The sequence below is a fragment of the Acidovorax sp. NN32 genome (assembly GCF_057597245.1).
In genome coordinates this window covers 2778615-2796479 of record NZ_CP199679.1, presented here as the reverse complement: position 1 = coordinate 2796479, position 17865 = coordinate 2778615, and the positions used below count along the sequence as shown (strand labels likewise).

The window sequence follows — 17865 nt, the reverse complement described above, 5'->3', positions numbered from 1 at the left end:
ATGAAACGCTGGATTCCCTGGATGGTGGCAGCCGTCGTTGTTGTCTTGCTTGGCGGCGGCGTGTGGCGGGCCATGGCGGCGCGGCAGGCGCAGCAAAAGGCATTGGCCGAAACCACGGCCCAGCGCGCCCAGGCGCCGCTGCAACTGGCAGCCCAAGAGGTGTTGCCGGTGCGGCGGCAGAACCTGGCGCTTGGCGTGCCCGTATCGGGCGCCTTGCGGGCGGTGGACTCGGCCATGGTCAAGGCGCGCGTGGGCGGTGAGTTGCAGGGGCTGACGGTGCGCGAAGGCGACAGCGTGAAGGCCGGGCAGGAAGTGGCCCGCATCGACCCCACCGAAGCCCGCGCCCGCCTGCGCCAGGCGCAGCAGCAGGCCGATGCCGCCAAAGCCCAGGTGGACATCAACCAGCGCCAGTACACCAACAACCGCGCGCTGGTGGACCAGGGCTTTATCTCGGCCACGGCGCTGGTCACCTCGCAAGCCAGCCTCGAATCTGCGCAGTCCAACCACCAGGCCGCAATGGCCGCCGCCGACGTGGCCCGCAAGGCACTGGAAGACACGGTGCTCAAGAGCCCCATCAGCGGGCTGGTGGCGCAGCGCCTGGCCCAGCCGGGCGAGCGCGTGGCAGTGGACACCCGCATCATCGAGGTGGTGGACCTGTCGCGGCTCGAGCTGGAAGCGCTGCTCAACCCGGCGGATTCCGTGGCGGTGCAGGTGGGCCAGAAGGCGCAGCTCACCATCGAGGGCATTCCCGCCCCGGTGCCTGCCACCGTGGTGCGCATCAACCCCAGCGCCCAGGCAGGCAGCCGCACGGTGCCCGTCTACCTGCGGGTTGAGCAAGCCCCCGGCGCCACGCCGCTGCGGCAAGGCCTGTTTGTGCAGGGAACGCTAGATACCGGGCGGGCCGACGTGCTGGCCGTGCCGCTGGACGCCGTGCGCACCGACAAGCCCGCCCCCTACCTCCAAACCTTGAAAGATGGCCGCGTGGTCTATGCACCCGTCAAGACCGGCACCCGCGCGGTGGTGGGCGGCCAGACCCTGGTGGCGGTCGAAGGTGTGCCCGAAGGCACGGTGGTGATTGCGGGCCGGATCGGCCTGCTGCGCGAGGGCACGGCCGTGGCGGTGGCTGCATCAGCTGCGACAGCCGCTGCTGCACATGCATTGGCAGCGGCATCCCGCGCTGCTCCCTGATCACCCTGACTACCCCAACCCGCCATGTGGTTCACCAAAGTCAGCCTCAAAAACCCCGTGTTCGCCACGATGGTGATGCTTGCCATCGTCGTGCTGGGCCTGTTCTCCTACCAGCGCCTGAAGGTTGACCAGTTCCCCAACATCGACTTTCCGGTGGTGGTGGTCACCGTGGACTACCCCGGTGCGTCGCCGGAAATCGTCGAGAGCGAAGTCACCAAGAAGATCGAGGAAGGCGTCAACTCGATTGCAGGCATCAACGCCCTGACCTCGCGCAGCTACGAAGGCACGGCCGTTGTCATCATCGAGTTTCAGCTCCACATCGACGGCCGCAAGGCCGCCGAGGACGTGCGCGAAAAGGTGGCCACTGTGCGCCCCCTGCTGCGCACCGAGGTCAAGGAACCCCGCGTGCTGCGCTTTGACCCGGCCAGTCGCGCCGTGTGGTCGCTCGCGGTACTGCCGGACGAAAAATCCGGTCGCAGCGCTGTCGAGCTGACCACCTGGGCCGAGCAGATTCTGAAGAAACGCCTGGAAAACGTGCGCGGCGTGGGCGCCGTGAACCTGGTGGGCGCCACCAAGCGCGAGATCAACATCTACCTGAACCCGCAGGCGCTCGAAGCGTTTGGCGTGACCCCCGACCAGGTGGCGCAGGCCGTGCGCAACGAGAACCAGGACCTGCCCGTGGGCTCCATCCGGTCCCTCGCGCAGGAGCGCGTGGTGCAGATCGACGCTCGCATGGAACGCCCCGAAGACTTTGGCAAGATCATCGTGGCCCGCAAGAACGGAGCGCCGGTCCGGCTGGACCAGGTGGCCCGCGTCAACGACGGCGCGCAGGAAGTGGAGAGCCTGGCCCTGTACAACGGCCAGCGCACGCTGCTGCTGTCGGTGCAGAAGTCGCAGGGCGAAAACACCATCGAGGTGGTGGACGGCCTGAACGCCGCTGTGGTGGAGCTGAAGAACCAGCTGCCTCCCGGCGTGCGGCTGGAGACCATTGGCGACAGCGCCCGCCCGATCCGCGTGGCGGTGAACAACGTGCGCCAGACATTGATCGAGGGCGCCATCCTCACGGTGCTCATCGTGTTCCTGTTCCTGAACTCCTGGCGCTCCACCGTGATCACCGGGCTGACGCTGCCAATTGCGCTGATCGGCACGTTCCTGTTCATGAACATGTTCGGCTTCACCATCAACATGATCACGCTGATGGCGCTGAGCCTGTGCGTGGGCCTGTTGATCGACGATGCCATCGTGGTGCGCGAGAACATCGTGCGCCACGTGCAGATGGGCAAAGGCGCCTACGCAGCCGCCATGGACGGCACGCAGGAGATTGGCCTGGCGGTGCTGGCCACCACGCTGTCCATCGTGGCGGTGTTCATGCCCATTGGCTTCATGGGCGGCATCATCGGCAAGTTTTTCCACGAGTTCGGCATCACCATCGTGGCGGCGGTGATGATCTCGATGTTTGTGAGCTTCACGCTTGACCCCATGCTGTCGAGCATCTGGCACGACCCGAGCATCCATGCCCACGGCCAGAAGATCGAGCCCGTCACCTTCTACGACAAGACCATTGGCCGCGTCACAGGCTGGTTCGACCGTGCCACCGATGCATTGGCCGAGGGCTACCAGCGCATCCTGCGGTGGTCGCTGGTGCACAAGCTGACCACCATGGCCATTGCGCTGGCCATCTTTGTGCTGAGCATCTTCATGGTGCCGCTGCTGGGCACCGAGTTCGTGCCCAAGGCCGACTTCTCCGAAACCTCGCTCAATTTCTACACCCCCGTGGGCTCGTCGCTGGAGGCCACCGAGGCCAAGGCACAACAGGTGGAGGGCATCCTGCGCGAGATGCCGGAGGTGCGCTACACACTGGCCACCATCAACACCGGCAGCGCCCAGGGCAAGATCTACGCCAATATCTATGTGCGCCTGGTAGACCGCAAGGACCGCAGCCGCAGCGTGGACCAGATGTCCGACGTGCTGCGGGAACGCCTCAAGACCGTGCCCGGCATCACCATCACCCACGTGGGCCTGCTGGACGCCGTGGGCGGCAACAAGCAGGTGGAGTTCTCGCTGCAAGGCCCCGACCTGCAGGAGCTGGAGCGCCTGACCAAGGTGGTCACCGAAAAAATCCGCGACATTCCCGGGCTTGTGGACCTGGACACCAGCGCCAAGCCCAACAAGCCGGTGATCGCCCTGGAGGTCAAGCGCGACGTGGCGTCGGACCTGGGCCTGTCGGTGGCGCCCATGGCAGCATCGCTGCGCACCCTGGTGGCAGGCACCACGGTGGGCAACTGGCGTGCCCCCGATGACCAGACCTACGATGTGAACGTGCGCCTGGCCCCCGAAGCCCGCACCCAGCCCGCCGACCTGGAGCGCCTGCCCTTTGCCCTGGCGGCCACCGACGGCACTACGCGCATCGTGCGCCTGAACCAGGTAGCGAGCGTGACCGAATCCACCGGCGCCAACCAGATCAACCGCCGCGACCTGACCCGCGAAGTGGCGGTGAACGCCAACGTGGCAAAGCGCTCGGCCGGTGAAGTGTCGAACGACATCAAGAAGGCGCTGGAGGAAGTGAGCTTCCCGCCCGGCTATCGCTACCAGTTCAGCGGCTCCACCAAGAACATGGCCGAGTCCTTTGGCTATGCCATTTCGGCCCTGGCCATGGCGATCATCTTCATCTACATGATCCTGGCGAGCCAGTTCAAGAGCTTCTTGCAGCCGCTGGCGCTCATGACCTCGCTGCCGCTTACGCTGATTGGCGTGGTGCTGGCGCTGTTGATGTTTCGCTCCACGCTGTCGATGTTCTCCATCATTGGCGTGGTGATGCTGATGGGGCTGGTCACCAAGAACGCCATCTTGCTGGTGGACTTTGCCATCCGTGCCCGCGAGGAGCACGTGAACGACCAGGGCCAGACCGTGCCCGGCCTGCCCCGTGCCGACGCCTTGCTGCTGGCCGCCCGGGTGCGGCTGCGCCCCATCCTGATGACCACTCTGGCCATGATCTTCGGCATGGTGCCACTGGCGTTCGCGTTGTCCGAAGGCTCGGAGCAGCGCGCGCCCATGGGACAGGCTGTGATTGGCGGGGTCATTACCTCTTCCCTCTTGACCCTGGTGGTGGTGCCGGTGGTGTATTGCTACATGGACGACTTGGCCCAGTGGGCCCTTCGCAAGATGGGACGCGCCCCGGCAGCGCCTAAAATCGAAGGTTTGTCCTGATCGTCCCGATCGGCCTTGCATCTGCCCCACGGAGAAATCCCATGAACCTGCCCCTGAACACGTCCGCCAACACCAGCGACCCTATTGCCCAGGCCCGCTACAACATGATCGAGCAGCAGATCCGCCCCTGGAATGTGCTCGACGCTGACGTGCTCGATCTGCTGGCGGTGGTCCGCCGTGAAGACTTTGTTCCCCCGGCCTACCGCAGCCTGGCCTTCATGGACATCGAAGTGCCCCTGCTGGGCAACGACGCCGAAGAGGCCGTGCGCCTGGGCCACAGCATGCTGCAGCCGCGCGTCGAGGCACGCATCCTGCAAGACCTGCAAATCCAGCCAACAGACCGCGTGCTGGAGATCGGTGCAGGTTCGGGCTACATGGCCGCCCTGCTGGCCGCCCGCGCCGAGCGTGTGGTGTCGCTCGAAATCAACCCCGAACTCGCCGAAATGGCCCGTGAGAACCTGCGCGATGCGGGTGTTCAAAACGCCGATGTGCGCCTGAACGACGGCGCCCGCGACGCCATTCCCGACGGCCCGTTCGACGTGATCGTACTCAGCGGCTCGGTGGCCGAAGTGCCCACCGCCCTGCTCTCGCTGCTCAAGGACGGTGGCCGTCTGGGCGCCATCGTGGGCGGCGAGCCCGTGATGCGTTTCACCCTGACCCGCCGCACCGGCGACCGTTTCGAGACCACCTCGCCCTGGGACACCATCGCCCCGCGCCTGGTGAACTTCCCGGAACCTTCCGGCTTTACGTTCTGACCCTGTTGTTCGGCTTTCTTCGGAGTTCTGCATGATCGATCACGTCCGCCCCGCCCAGCTGTCTGCTTGGTTTGCCGCCGCACCCGAAGGCAGCCAGCCCCTGGTGCTGGACGTGCGCGAACCCTGGGAGCTGCAGACAGCCAGCGTGCGCGCCGACGGGTTTGAACTGGTGGCCATCCCCATGGGCGAATTGCCCGGGCGACTGGCCGAGCTGGACCCCGCCCGCCCCATTGCGTGCCTGTGCCACCACGGCGCACGCAGCCTGCGGGTGGCATCGTTCCTGCAACACAACGGGTTTGAACAGTTGGCCAATATCACCGGTGGCATTGATGCCTGGTCGCACGAAAACGACCCCACCGTGCCCCGCTATTGATCGCGCCCCTGGCACCCGCTCTCCCATCGAACCGCAGACTCTTCCGAAGGACCCCCATGACTCCGCACCGGCCCCTCTCCCTGTCACTTCTGTCCCTGGCGCTCGGCGCGGCGCTGAGCGCTCCAGCGCACGCCCAGAGCCTGCTGGAGCTGGTGGAATCGGCACGCACCTATGACACGACCTGGCAGTCGGCCCGAGCCCAGCTCGACGCAGCATCCCGCCGCGCCGACCAGGCCCGCGCCGGCCTGCTGCCCAGCGCCGCGCTCACGGCCGGACTCAGCCGCGCCAATGTGGAACTGAGCCGCCCGCCTGTGGAGAACACCGGCACCACGCAGACGGTGGGCGTGCAGGCCTCGCAACCGTTGTACCGGCCCGCCAACCGCATCACGCTGGAGCAAGGCCAGCGCGGCATTGACGTGGCCCAGGCGCAGTTGGACGCCGCCACGCAAGACCTGCTGGTGCGCGTGAGTCAGGCCTACTTTGACGTGCTGGCCGCGCAGGACACCCTGGCCTTCGTGCAGGCGCAAAAAGCGGCCGTGTCAGAACAACTGGCCTCCGCCAAGCGCAACTTCGAGGTGGGTACCACCACCGTCACCGATTCGCGCGAGGCCCAGGCCCGCTACGACCTCGTGGTGGCCCAGGAAATCGCGGCCGAAAACGACCTGCGCGTGAAACGCCTGGCACTGGACCAGCTGGTGGGCATCACCGGCACCAAGCCCCAGCCGCTGGCGCTGCCCGTGCAACTGCCCACGGTGCAGCCCGACAACGTGACCACCTGGGTGGACACTGCACGCGACCAGCAGCCCGGCGTGCGCCAAGCCGCCATCGCGCTGGACATTGCCCGCCTTGAAACCAAAAAGGCCGAAACCGGCCACCTGCCCACCCTGGACCTGCAGGTGGGCTACAACGTCACGCGCAATCCGAATGGCACCATCACGGCGCCCGGCGTGAACAACCGCACCAACAGCGCCAGCGTGGGCGTGGCCTTCAATCTGCCGCTGTTTGCCGGATTTGCGGTGCAAAACCGCGTGAAGGAAACCCTGGCCCTCGAAGAAAAGGCCAGCGCCGACCTGGAGACCACGCGCCGCAACGTGGCCCAGGCCACGCGCGCCGCCTTCTTTGGCGTGCAATCCGGCCAGGGCCAGGTGCAGGCCCTGGAGGCTGCCGAAGCCTCCAGCCAGAGTGCGCTCGATGCCAACAAGCTCGGTTATCAGGTGGGCGTGCGCATCAACATCGACGTGCTCAATGCCCAAAGCCAGCTCTTCCAGACCAAGCGCGACCTGGCCCAGGCCCGCTACAACGTGCTGCTCGGCACGCTGAAATTGCGCCAGGCGGCGGGCACGCTGACGCAGCAGGACATCGAGGCGATCAACGCCTTGCTCATCAAGCCCTGACGGGGTTGGCGGACGGGCCGCGCGGAGCTACCCGGCGGCTTGCAGCACGGCCTGCACCGCCTGCGCCGTAGCCCGGGCCGCTCCCCGGTGCGCCGTGGCAAAACGGCTGGCACGTTCGCTGGCCGCAGCCTGTTCCGGGGCATCCGTCGCCAATTGGGCCGCGAGCGCCATGCCTGCGGCCATGTCGGGCACGCGCTGCGCAGCCCCTGCCGCGCAGGCCAGCTCGGCGGCCTCGGCAAAGTTGAAGGTATGCGGCCCCAGCACCACAGGGCAGCCGCAGGCGGCGGCCTCGATCAGGTTCTGGCCGCCCAGGGGGGCAAAACTGCCACCCAGCAAGGCCACATCGGCCAGGCCGTAGTACAGCGCCATTTCGCCCAGTGAATCCCCCAGCCACACGTCGGCCGCCTCGGGTTCTGCCGCCCAGTGGCTGCGGCGCGATACGGTGAGCCCAGCGCGCAGGAGCAGCTGTTGCACCTCGTCAAACCGCTGAGGGTGGCGCGGCACGATGAGCCATTGCACGCCATTTGCTATATTATTAATAGCTGCTTGCGATTGTCCATCATGCGCTGCGGCCTGTTTTGGCTTGAAGTTTTCGAGCCACATTGCCTCCTCGCCCTCCCGGCTGCTGGCCAGCAGCACCACGGGGCGCCCGGTGTGGGTGTGCCAAGCCCGACCCTGGGCGATCTGGCGGGCGTCGGGCACCACGTCAAACTTGAGATTGCCAAACACGCCGCGCACCGGGGCGCCGATGGCCCGCAGGCGGGTGGCGTCGTCTTCGGTCTGGGCCCAGGCAGCGGTCAGCGCCCCATAGGCGGGCCGGGCCAGCGCTGCCAGCCGCTGGGCCTTGCGCAGCGACTTGGCGTTGAACCGCGCATTGGCCAGCACCAGCGGCACGCCACGCTGCTGGCAGCCCGCCACCAGGTTGGGCCAGACCTCGGTTTCCATGAGGATGCCGATGGCCGGGCGAAAGGTGCGCAGAAAGCGCGCCACGGCGCCCGGTGTATCCCAGGGCTGCCACACTTGCACGTCGCCGGGCAGCAGAAGCTTTTCGCCCTCGGCCCGCCCGGTGGCCGTGCCGTGGGTGAGCAGCAGACGCATGCCCGGAAGCTGCTCGCGCAGCTGGGCCAGCAAGATGGCGGCGGCGCGGGTTTCGCCCAGCGATACGGCGTGGACCCAGACAAACTGGCCTATCGGATCGACGCTGTGGTGCGACACCATGCTGTCCATGGGCACCGGATAGCGACCAAAACGCTCGCCCACCGCATGGGCATAGCCGGGTTCGGCCACGGCGCGGCGGCGCAGCTTGCGGCGCAGCAGGGGCTGCGCGCACCAGGTCACCAGCGAATACAGGGCGCGGGCAGCGTTCATGCGGGGGATCGATCAGCGGATCAGCCGACCAGCTCCACCACCCCGCCCGTCCAGCCGCTGTCGCCCCGTGCCGCCCACACCAGGCTGGGGCTGTCATCGGGCGCGGCTGCCACGCAGTGGCCACCGGGTGCCCAGAAGGCGCTGCGACCCGCGCTCACGTAGCCGCCAGAGGGCCCGCTGTAGTTGGCCACCAGCACTGCCATGTCGTGGTCACGGGCATAGCCTTGCAGCAGAGCCGATTCGGCCCCATAGGCCTTCTCGGAAATCAGCACGCCCGCCGCGTAGAGCGCGGCTCCCGCATTGCTGGCGGCCATTGCGTGTTCGGGATGGGTGATGTCGGCACACACGGCCAGCGCCGTGGGTTCACCGGCCAGCAACAGCACCTGGGCGTCGTCGGTGCCAGCACTGGCGAACCGCTCCTCGCTCGGGTGCAGGTGGCGCTTGCGGTACAGCGCCACACTGCCGTCGGCCCCGAGCACCCAGGCGCCAATGGCGGGCAAGGCGCCCGCCACCACCGGCGCAGCCGGGGCGCCCACCACCAGGGTGATGCCATGTTGCTGAGCAGACTGCCGCAAGGGAGCCAGCGCGGGATGGTCGGCCGACAGCACGTTGGCCGCCAGCAGGTTCGGTTCATACCCCGTGAGCGACAGCTCGGGAAACACCAGCACCAGCACACGTTCGTGCACCGCCGCCCGCACGAAGGCCAGGTGCGTTTGCACGTTGCGCGCCACATCACCCGGCGCCGAGGGCGACTGGGCAGCGGCAACACGCAAGGGGGTGGACAGTGACGGTTTCATGCGGGGCGGTTCAACAACAAATACAGAAAGAGGGGCACAGAAAGAGGGGCGCGCCGGGTTCGACGATACGGCGTCAGTGGCTGGCGGCGCCGACGTGCGCATCGGGCTTGACCCGGTGCAGCAGGGCCAGCATGGCCGCTTCGATGCGGGCCAGGGCCTCGGTGGTGTGGCCCTCAAAGCGCAGCACCAGCACCGGCGTGGTGTTGCTGGCGCGGATCAGGCCAAAACCGTCGGGCCAGTCCACGCGCAGGCCATCGATGGTGCTGATCTGAGAGGGCGCGGCAAAGGTCTCTGCAGCCAGGGCCTGCAGCTCGGCCGTGAGGCGGTGGGGTTCGCCCTCGGCGCAGGCCACGTTCAGCTCGGGGGTGGAGAAACTGGTGGGCAGCGCGTTGAGCACGGCGCTCGGGTCGGTGGACTTGCTCAGGATTTCCAGCAGGCGGCAGCCCGCGTAGGTGCCGTCGTCAAAGCCGTACCAGCGCTCCTTGAAGAAGATGTGGCCGCTCATCTCGCCGCCCAGCGGGGAGTGGGTCTCCTTCATGCGGGCCTTGATGAGCGAGTGGCCGGTCTTGAACATCACCGGCACGCCGCCAGCGGCCGCAATGGCAGGCGCCAGGCGCTGGGTGCACTTCACGTCGAAGATGATCTCGCCGCCGGGCACGCGTGAGAGCACGTCTTGCGCAAACAGCATCATCTGGCGGTCGGGGAAGATGTTGGTGCCGTCCTTGGTCACGATCCCTAGGCGGTCGCCGTCGCCGTCAAACGCCAGGCCCAGCTCGGCGTCGCTGGCCTTCAGGGCCTCGATCAAATCACGCAGGTTCTCGGGCTTGCTCGGGTCGGGGTGGTGGTTGGGGAAGTTGCCATCCACCTCGGAGAACAGCTCGATCACTTCGCAGCCCAGGGCGCGGAAGATGTCCGGCGCCGAGGCGCCGGCGATGCCGTTACCGCAGTCCACCACGATCTTGATCGGGCGGGCCAGTTTCACATCGCCCACGATGCGTTCGCGGTACGCGGGCAGCACGTCCACATGGCGCACCGAGCCGCCGGGCAGCAGCTGCCAGGTTTCCTGCTCCATGGTGTGGCGAAGCTGCTGGATTTCTTCGCCATAGATGGCGCGGCCGTTCAGCACCATCTTGAAACCGTTGTAGTCCCTGGGGTTGTGGCTGCCGGTGACCTGGATGCCGCTGGCACACAGCGTGCTGGCTGCAAAGTACAGCAGCGGCGTGGTCACCAGGCCCACATCGATCACCTCAATGCCCGCCTCCACCAGCCCCTGGATCAGCGCACCCGAGATGGCCGGGCCCGACAGGCGCCCGTCGCGCCCCACCGCCACGGTGGTCTGCCCCTCGGCGCGGGCTGCCGTGCCAAAGGCCCGGCCCAGGCCGAGAGCAACTTCTTCGTTGAGCGTGGACGGCACAATGCCGCGGATATCGTAGGCTTTGAAAATGGCGGGTGTGGGCTGCACGCAGGGGCCTTTCGCGTAGGGAGTTGGGCTGTTTTCGGAAGTCCGCTGCATTGTAGGCGCGCCCTCCGGGGGTACTGGGGGCAACCCCTCGCGTTGGGCTGAGGCACATGTCCGAAAACGGCCAGTGAAAACACCCCCGGCTCCTATGATCCAGCCCATGAATCCGCCCTCCCCCCCCACCCCATCCGTTGCCCAGGCACCTGACACCGCCTTGGACGAAGGCCGCTACCTGGCGGTGCTGGCGCGGGATGCACGGTTTGACGGGCATTTTTTCACGGCGGTGACCTCCACCGGCATCTATTGCCGCCCCGTGTGCGCCGTGCGCACGCCCCGGCGCGAGAACTGCCGCTTTTTTGTGCTGGCCGCACAGGCCGAGAACGCGGGCTTTCGCCCCTGCCTGCGCTGCCGGCCCGAGCTGGCGCCGCAGGCGCTGGTGTGGTCGGTGCAGGACGCCAGTGGCATCCTGGTGCAGCAGGCCGTGCGCCTGCTGGATGCGCCCGACCTGTGGCCCGCCCCTTCCGCACCGGGCGAAGGCAGCGCCACCGTGGCCCGGCTGGCCGAGCGCCTGGGCGTGAGCGACCGGCACCTGCGCCGCATTTTTGAGGCGGCCCTGGGCGTGTCGCCCCTGCAATACCTGCAGACGCGCCGGCTGCTGACCGCCAAACAACTGCTCACCGATACCCCCATGCCCGTTACCCAGGTGGCGCTGGCCAGTGGTTTTGCGAGTGTGCGGCGCTTCAATGCGGCGTTCTCGGGGCACTACGGCCTGAACCCCACACAGCTGCGGCGCAGCGGCACCACCGCAGGGGCGCAACCCACCAGCACCTTGCGCCTGGCCTGGCGCCCGCCGTTTGATGTGCCTGCGCTGCTGGCCTTTTTTGAACGGCGGCAGTTCCACGGCGTGGAATGGGTGCTGCCGGAGGAGACCACGCTGCGGCGCACGGTGCGTCTGCCCGCTTCCTGCACCGGCCTGCCCGGCGAAACCACGGGATGGTTCAGCGCACGCTTTGACGGGGCCCGCCACCAGGTGCTGCTGCAGACCAGCGACAGCCTGTACCCCGTGTTGCCGCTCGTGATCCGCCGCGTGCGCGCCATGCTCGACCTGGACGCCGACCCTGCGGCCATTAACGCCGTGCTGCATCCGCACTTCCCCCAGGGCGACGGCCTGCGTGTGCCCGGTGCGTTCGACGGCTTTGAGCTGGCCGTGCGCGCCGTGCTGGGCCAGCAGATCACCGTGGCCGCTGCGCGCACCCTGGGCCAGCGGCTGGTGGAGCGGCTGGGTGAGCCCATCGAAACGCCCTGGCCCGGGCTGAACCGCCTGTTCCCCACCGCTGCCACGCTGGCAGCGGCCGACGGCGACACCCTGGGCCAGCTGGGCATCGTGCGCCAGCGCCAGGCTGCCATTGTGGCGCTGGCCCGCGCCGTGGATGGCGGCACGCTGGCCTTGCACGCGGGCGCCGACGTGGCCAGCACCACGGCCGCGCTGTGCGCTCTGCCCGGTATTGGCGACTGGACGGCCCAGTACATCGCCATGCGCGTGTTGCGCTGGCCCGATGCGTTTCCGGCCGGGGATGTGGCGCTGCACAAGGCCCTGGGCGTGCAGGGGCACAAGAACCCGGCCCGCGCCGCAGGCGAGGCCTCGCAGGCCTGGCGGCCCTGGCGCAGTTACGCGGTGCTGCGCGCCTGGGCAGCGGGCACCCCGGCGGGTGCCGTGCCACCAGTTCCATCACTATCAAAGTAGGAGCTGCTAGCGCTTATCCATCAAGCGCTGGAGGCCAATTTCATCTAAAAATCGTTCATTCAGTCATGCAATTTCACCCCCACACCGTGCAAATGCGCACCTCCACCGCGCTGGGGCCCGTGCGCCTGGCGGCGTCGCCCGCCGGCTTGGTCGGCGTCTGGTTTGAAGGCCAGCGCCACGAGCCCAGCCAGCGGCTTCATGGCCCCACGGCCTGGGCTGACACGGCAAGCCACCCCGTGCTGGAGGAAGCCGCCCACCAGCTCCAGCAGTACTTCGCCGGGCAACGTGCGGGGTTTGACCTGCCGCTGGACCTTTCGGGTGGCACGCCGTTTCAGCAGGCTGTGTGGCGTGCCTTGCTGGCCATCGGCCGGGGTGCCACCACCAGCTACGGCGCCTTGAGCCGCCAGCTGGGCCGCCCCCTGGCCGTGCGCGCAGTGGGCGCCGCCGTGGGGCGCAACCCGATCAGCGTGGTGGTGCCCTGCCACCGCGTGGTGGGATCGGACGGCAGCCTGACGGGCTATGCCGGTGGCCTTGATCGCAAAGCGGTCTTGCTGACGCTGGAAAATGCGCTGCCCTCCACCTCCCCCAACGCTTTCCGCAAAGGACATGCATGAACAGCCCCGGCAACCAGCCCGTTTCCACCTGGATCGGCGAATTCATCTTGCTGGCGGCGCTGTGGGGCGCGTCCTTTCTGTTCATGCGGCTGGGCGCGTCCGACTTCGGCCCTCTGCCCACGGCCGGGCTGCGCGTGGCGCTGGCCACGGTGTTCCTGTGGCCCATCATGCTGCGCCAGGGCCACTGGCCTGCGCTGCGCCAGCACTGGCGGCCCATCCTGTTTGCGGGGGTCATCAATTCGGCCATTCCATTTGCGCTGTTTTCCTGGGCTGTGCTGCACATTGCCACGGGCCTGACCTCCATCCTCAACGCCACCGTGCCGCTGTTTGGCGCGCTGGTGGCCTGGATGTGGCTGGGTGACCGCATCAACCGCCTGCGCTGGGCGGGCCTAGCGCTCGGTTTTGTGGGCGTGGCGCTGCTGGCCTGGCGTGCGCCAGCGGGCACCGGGTTCAAGAGTGACAGCGCCGAATGGGCCATTGCCGCCTGCCTGTTGGCTTCGAGCTTCTACGGGCTGTCGGCCAGCTTTGCGCGGCGCTACCTCACGGGCATTCCACCGCTGGCCACCGCGACCGGCAGCCAGCTGGGCGCGGCGCTGGGACTGGCCCTGCCCACGCTGTGGTTCTGGCCTGCGCAGATGCCGGGCCTGCGCGCCTGGGGCGCCATCATTGCCATTGCGGTGCTGTGCACGGGCATTGCCTACATCCTGTACTTTCGCCTGATCGCCAGTGCCGGCCCCAGCCGGGCGCTGGCCGTGACCTTCATCACCCCCGTGTTTGCGGTTTTGTACGGCACGGTCTTCCTGGGCGAACGCATCACGCCCTGGATGGTGGGCTGCGCCGTGGTCATCGTGTGCGGCACATTGTTGTCAACCGGACTTATCAGGACACTCAGGCCCGCCCTGCCCGCCTCAGAACGGCCCTAAACTTGGCCCATGGGGTTTTCTTCGGGCTTTTGCCATCTGACCAAGTCCGTCAACGGCACCGGGCGCTGTACTGCCACACACATCCCCGGCCGCTCCCCCTGCAACTCCTGGCCTGCGGCTACCCCGCCGCAATTGGCTTGCCCAGGGGTTTTCCATGGGTAACAACACCCTTTTGGCCGCCACAGCGCTGATGTCGCTGCTGCTGGTGCTTGCCTGGCTGCCGCCGCGCGAGTCCTTGCACCCGTCGCGCCGCACCTTGCTGCTGCTGGGGTTGGCAGGCGGCCTCGTTTCCTGGATTTCTTTTGAGGCGCTGCGCTGGAACGCCCCTGAGCTGCGGGTGGTGGCCTACCCCACGGTGGCGGCGTTTCTGGCGCTCTTTTTCAGGTTTCCGGCGGCCATCATTGCGGCGCTCATCGCCCTGGTGGCAGCGGTGCGCACTGATATGTCCGATGCGGTTCCAGCCGTTGCCGTGCTGGGCGTGTCGGTGGCCACGGGGTTGTTGTGGCGCCATGTGGGGGCACGCCTGCAGGTGCCCAAATGGGCTGCACTGATCGGCCTGACGCTGACCCTGCCCCTGGCCGTGTCTGGCAGCCTGTGGGCCACCGACGGCGCATCCGACATGGCGCGAAGCCTGCCATGGCACCACGGCGCCGGGGTGCTGATGCTGGGCGTGGGCCGGTTGCTGCTGGCCAACGGAGCACGCTCCGAGCTTTCACGCAGCGACATTCAGCAAGCCCTTGCACAACAAGAGCGCAGGCTGCGCCTGGTGCTCGACTCCATGGGTGGCGGGCACTGGGAGTGGGATGTGGTGCAGCGCCAGTTCCGCTGCCATGGCAGCTTCTATGAAACCTTCGGCATCACCGCCGCCGATCTGGAGGCGCCAGACCTGTGGCAGCGCTGGTATGCCCGGCGCCACCCGCAGGATGCCGAGCGCAATGCGGCCAGGCTGGCGCGGGCCATGGACGGGCTGGAAGACAGCTACGAAGCCGAATTCAGGGTGATGGACACCGAGGGCCGCTGGCACTGGCTCATGTCGCGCGGCACGGTGGCCACGCGCGACGCCCAGAACCGGCCGACCAGCCTCATCGGCATGGACGTGGACATCACCGCCCACCGCGCGGCCGAAGATGCGCTGCGCTCGTCCGAGGCCAAGTACACGACCTTCTACCAGACGCTGCCCGACCCCGCAGGCATCTCGCGCATCTCGGACGGCCGCTACATCGACGTGAACCCCGCATTCTGCGAGGTGCTGGGGCGCCCGCGCGAGGAGGTGATCGGCCGCACATCGACCGAGCTGAACATCTGGGCCTCTGAACAGGAACGCAAGCGGCTGGTGGAGACCTTCCGCCGTGACGGCAAGGTGGACCGCCTGCCGCTGGTTGCGCAGCGCGAGGGCGGACGCATCCCGGGGCTGATGTCGGCACGCTCCGTGCTTGTGGATGGCGAAAACTGTTTTGTGTTCGTTTTCCATGACATGACCGAAGCCCACCGCGCCAGTGACGAGCTGCGGGCCCTCAATGGCCTGCTGCAGCAGGCCGGCCGCCTGGCCCGGCTGGGTGCCTGGGAGGACGAGCGCGGCAAGGGCCTGGTCTACTGGTCAGACGTGTGTTTTGACATCCACGGCCTGCCCCCCGGTTCGCCGCTGCCCCACGACTACATTGACCGCCATGTGGCGCCCGCCTACCGCGAAACGCTGCGCGCCAACTTCCGCTTGAGCATTCTGGAGCGCCGCGAGTGGAGCATGGAGATCGAGGTGCTGCACACCGACGGTCGGCTGGTGTGGGTGCGCGCCATGGGCGAGCCGGTGATCGAAAACGGGCGCGTGACCCGCGTACGCGGCGTGATGCAGGACATCGACGAGGCCAAGCGCGCCGAGCAGCGCCTGCGCCAGTCCGAAGAGCGTTTCTCGCGCATCTTTCAGCTCATGCCCTACCCCATGGGCCTGTCGCACCGCCGCGACGGACGCTATGTGGACATCAACCCCGCCTGGGTGGACATGCTGGGCATCCCGCGCGAGGAGGCCATCGGCCGTACTGCGGTCGAGCTGGGCATCTTCACCGCGCACGACCGCGAAAAGCTGATTGCGGAGGTGGAGCGCTCGGGCCACCTGAGCAGCTACGAGGTCAACCTGAATGTGCGTGGCGGCCCACCCCGCACCGTGCTGCAGTCCATGCGCGCCACCGAATTCGATGGCGAGCCGTGCTGGCTGTTCTCGGTGCACGACATCACCGACCGCAAACGCAACGAAGAGCAGGTGCGGGAACGCGAGGAACTGCTCTCGCTCACCATCTCGGCGGCATCGTTGGGCCTGTGGGACTGGAATTTGCACACAGGCACCGTCACCGGCGACAGCCGCTGGCACGCCATGCGAGGCCTGGACACGCCCCACACCCCACTGGCCTCCACGCAGTGGACCGCCGGCATTGCCCCCGACGACATCGACCGCATCACCAGCGAACTGGCCCGCCACACCACCCACCCCGGCACCCCGTTCGACGCCACCTGGCGTGTGAACCAGCAGGGCGACCCCGCCCGCTGGCTGCGCAACCTGGGCAAGATCGTGGGCTTCGATGCGGCGGGCCGCCCCGCACGCATGCTGGGCGTGGCCATTGACGTCACGCCCCAGCGCGAGCAAGAGGTTCTGCTGCAGCGGCTGGCCCTGTTTGACGCCCTCACGGGCCTTCCCAACCGCGTGCTGCTGGCCCGCAAGCTGCAGGAGTGCATGGACCAGGCGCGCCAGAACGGTCGGCAACTGGGTGTGGCCTACCTGGACCTGGACGGCTTCAAGCCCGTCAACGACCGCCTGGGCCACGGCGCGGGCGACCGCCTGCTGGTGGTGGTGGGTGGCCGCCTCACACGCGCGCTGCGCCCGCTGGACACGGTGGCGCGCCTGGGCGGCGACGAGTTCGTGATCCTCATGCCCGACCTTGAATCCGTGGGCGACTGCGAGCGCATGCTGCACCGGGTGATGGACAACATCTCAGCGCCCTACACACTCGACACCGAGCGTGTGGTGGTCACTGCCAGCATCGGCTACACCGTGTTCCCGCAGGATGACGCCGACGCCGACGCCCTGCTGCGCCACGCCGACCAGGCCATGTACGCCGCCAAGCAGGCCGGGCGCAACCGGTTCCACCAGTTCGACGCTGCGCAGGAACGCGCCCTGCAACTGCAGCGCGAACAGGGCCGCCACTTGCGCGAGGCCCTGGCCGCCGCGCAGTTCACGCTGTACCTGCAGCCCAAGGTGGACATGAGGAGTGGGGCCGTGGTGGGTGCCGAAGCGCTGGCGCGCTGGCAGCACCCCGAACGCGGCCTGGTGCCGCCGGGCGAGTTCTTGCCCCTGCTGGAGGGCACCGAGCTGGAAATCGACTTTGGAGAATGGGTGGTCGAAGCCGCACTCACCGTGCTGGCGCAACTGCAGGCACACGGACTGCACCTGCCGCTGAGCATCAACATCGCCGCCCAGCACCTGCAAAACCCAGACTTTGCCGACTGGATGGCCCGGTGCATCGCCCGCCACCCAGGCGTGCCCGGCCACCTGGTGGAAATCGAAATCACCGAAAGCGCCGCCCTCTACGACCTGACCGCCGTGGCGCAAACCCTGACGGCGCTGCGTGCGCTGGGGGTGGCGGTGTCGCTGGACGACTTTGGCACCGGCTACTCGTCGCTGACCTACCTGCGCCGCCTGCCCATGGACACGCTCAAGATCGACCAGAGTTTTGTGCACGGCATGATGGGCGACCCCGGCGACCTGGCCATCGTGCAGGGGGTCATCGGCCTGGCCCGCTCCTTCGGCTACCGCGTGATTGCCGAAGGCGTGGAAACCATCGAACAAGGCCAGATGCTGCTGCAGCTGGGCTGCATGCAGGCCCAGGGCTACTGTATCGCCCGGCCCATGCCGCTGCAGGATTTCATCGGCTGGACGCCAGGGTGGCAACCGCCGGTGGGATGGCAGAAAAACCGGCCTGCGTGATTGCGCTCCGGCCGGAGTCTCGCCCCGCTCTGGCCCGGTGCCAGCGCACTGCGTCGATGGCAAAAAATCC

At 67.7% G+C, this 17865-nt stretch carries 12 protein-coding genes; 9 read left to right on the top strand and 3 right to left on the bottom strand.

All coding sequences use genetic code 11. From position 1 onward, the window contains the following. Genes ACT89O_RS13075 through ACT89O_RS13055 form a run of 5 tightly spaced genes read left to right on the top strand, consistent with a single transcriptional unit; the run spans position 1 to position 6917 of the window. Positions 1–1188, top strand: a complete 1188-nt coding sequence (locus ACT89O_RS13075; RefSeq protein WP_487260243.1) for an efflux RND transporter periplasmic adaptor subunit — start codon at positions 1–3, stop codon at positions 1186–1188. A gap of 24 nt (positions 1189–1212) precedes the next feature. Beyond that, positions 1213–4395 (top strand): efflux RND transporter permease subunit, encoded by a 3183-nt coding sequence (locus ACT89O_RS13070; RefSeq protein ID WP_055401745.1) that lies wholly within the window; start codon positions 1213–1215, stop codon positions 4393–4395. A gap of 41 nt (positions 4396–4436) precedes the next feature. Further along, on the top strand, positions 4437–5150 hold the full coding sequence (locus tag ACT89O_RS13065) for a protein-L-isoaspartate O-methyltransferase family protein (protein WP_487260242.1): 714 nt from the start codon (positions 4437–4439) through the stop codon (positions 5148–5150). 31 nt (positions 5151–5181) lie between these two features. After that, a complete protein-coding gene (locus ACT89O_RS13060; protein WP_121420154.1) occupies positions 5182–5523 on the top strand; it encodes a rhodanese-like domain-containing protein in 342 nt (113 codons plus the stop codon). 56 nt (positions 5524–5579) lie between these two features. After that, positions 5580–6917: a TolC family outer membrane protein gene (locus ACT89O_RS13055; RefSeq protein ID WP_218301077.1), complete on the top strand. Its 1338-nt coding sequence runs from the start codon at positions 5580–5582 to the stop codon at positions 6915–6917. A gap of 27 nt (positions 6918–6944) precedes the next feature. Here ACT89O_RS13055 and ACT89O_RS13050 read toward each other — a convergent pair whose 3' ends face one another. From ACT89O_RS13050 to ACT89O_RS13040, 3 genes are all read right to left on the bottom strand, one after another. Continuing rightward, positions 6945–8285, bottom strand: coding sequence for a 3-deoxy-D-manno-octulosonic acid transferase (locus ACT89O_RS13050; RefSeq protein WP_487260241.1), 1341 nt, complete (start codon positions 8283–8285; stop codon positions 6945–6947). A gap of 20 nt (positions 8286–8305) precedes the next feature. After that, entirely contained in the window at positions 8306–9082 is a 777-nt protein-coding gene (locus ACT89O_RS13045) for a carbon-nitrogen hydrolase family protein (RefSeq protein WP_218301075.1), read from the bottom strand. A gap of 73 nt (positions 9083–9155) precedes the next feature. Further along, positions 9156–10544, bottom strand: a complete 1389-nt coding sequence (locus ACT89O_RS13040; RefSeq protein WP_487260240.1) for a phosphomannomutase/phosphoglucomutase — start codon at positions 10542–10544, stop codon at positions 9156–9158. Between the two features lie 157 nt (positions 10545–10701). On the opposite strand from ACT89O_RS13040, the gene ACT89O_RS13035 reads away from it, so the two are divergent. From ACT89O_RS13035 to ACT89O_RS13020, 4 genes are all read left to right on the top strand, one after another. Next, positions 10702–12285, top strand: coding sequence for a DNA-3-methyladenine glycosylase 2 family protein (locus ACT89O_RS13035; RefSeq protein ID WP_487260239.1), 1584 nt, complete (start codon positions 10702–10704; stop codon positions 12283–12285). Positions 12286–12350: 65 nt separating this feature from the next. Continuing rightward, positions 12351–12899, top strand: coding sequence for a methylated-DNA--[protein]-cysteine S-methyltransferase (locus tag ACT89O_RS13030; protein ID WP_487260238.1), 549 nt, complete (start codon positions 12351–12353; stop codon positions 12897–12899). Further along, entirely contained in the window at positions 12896–13822 is a 927-nt protein-coding gene (locus ACT89O_RS13025) for a DMT family transporter (RefSeq protein WP_055401926.1), read from the top strand. The genes ACT89O_RS13030 and ACT89O_RS13025 overlap by 4 nt, the downstream gene beginning before the upstream one ends. A gap of 154 nt (positions 13823–13976) precedes the next feature. Further along, complete coding sequence (locus ACT89O_RS13020) at positions 13977–17795, top strand: sensor domain-containing protein (protein WP_487260237.1); 3819 nt, start codon at positions 13977–13979, stop codon at positions 17793–17795. Positions 17796–17865 lie beyond the last annotated feature (70 nt).

Excerpts from the sequence above, each read along its gene's own strand:
- ACT89O_RS13055 (WP_218301077.1), top strand. The coding sequence starts at position 5,580 with ATGACTCCGCACCGGCCCCTCTCCCTGTCACTTCTGTCCCTGGCGCTC.
- ACT89O_RS13030 (WP_487260238.1), top strand. The coding sequence starts at position 12,351 with ATGCAATTTCACCCCCACACCGTGCAAATGCGCACCTCCACCGCGCTG.
- ACT89O_RS13065 (WP_487260242.1), top strand. The coding sequence starts at position 4,437 with ATGAACCTGCCCCTGAACACGTCCGCCAACACCAGCGACCCTATTGCC.
- ACT89O_RS13035 (WP_487260239.1), top strand. The coding sequence starts at position 10,702 with ATGAATCCGCCCTCCCCCCCCACCCCATCCGTTGCCCAGGCACCTGAC.
- ACT89O_RS13070 (WP_055401745.1), top strand. The coding sequence starts at position 1,213 with ATGTGGTTCACCAAAGTCAGCCTCAAAAACCCCGTGTTCGCCACGATG.
- ACT89O_RS13050 (WP_487260241.1), bottom strand. The coding sequence starts at position 8,285 with ATGAACGCTGCCCGCGCCCTGTATTCGCTGGTGACCTGGTGCGCGCAG.
- ACT89O_RS13075 (WP_487260243.1), top strand. The coding sequence starts at position 1 with ATGAAACGCTGGATTCCCTGGATGGTGGCAGCCGTCGTTGTTGTCTTG.
- ACT89O_RS13025 (WP_055401926.1), top strand. The coding sequence starts at position 12,896 with ATGAACAGCCCCGGCAACCAGCCCGTTTCCACCTGGATCGGCGAATTC.
- ACT89O_RS13020 (WP_487260237.1), top strand. The coding sequence starts at position 13,977 with ATGGGTAACAACACCCTTTTGGCCGCCACAGCGCTGATGTCGCTGCTG.
- ACT89O_RS13060 (WP_121420154.1), top strand. The coding sequence starts at position 5,182 with ATGATCGATCACGTCCGCCCCGCCCAGCTGTCTGCTTGGTTTGCCGCC.
- ACT89O_RS13045 (WP_218301075.1), bottom strand. The coding sequence starts at position 9,082 with ATGAAACCGTCACTGTCCACCCCCTTGCGTGTTGCCGCTGCCCAGTCG.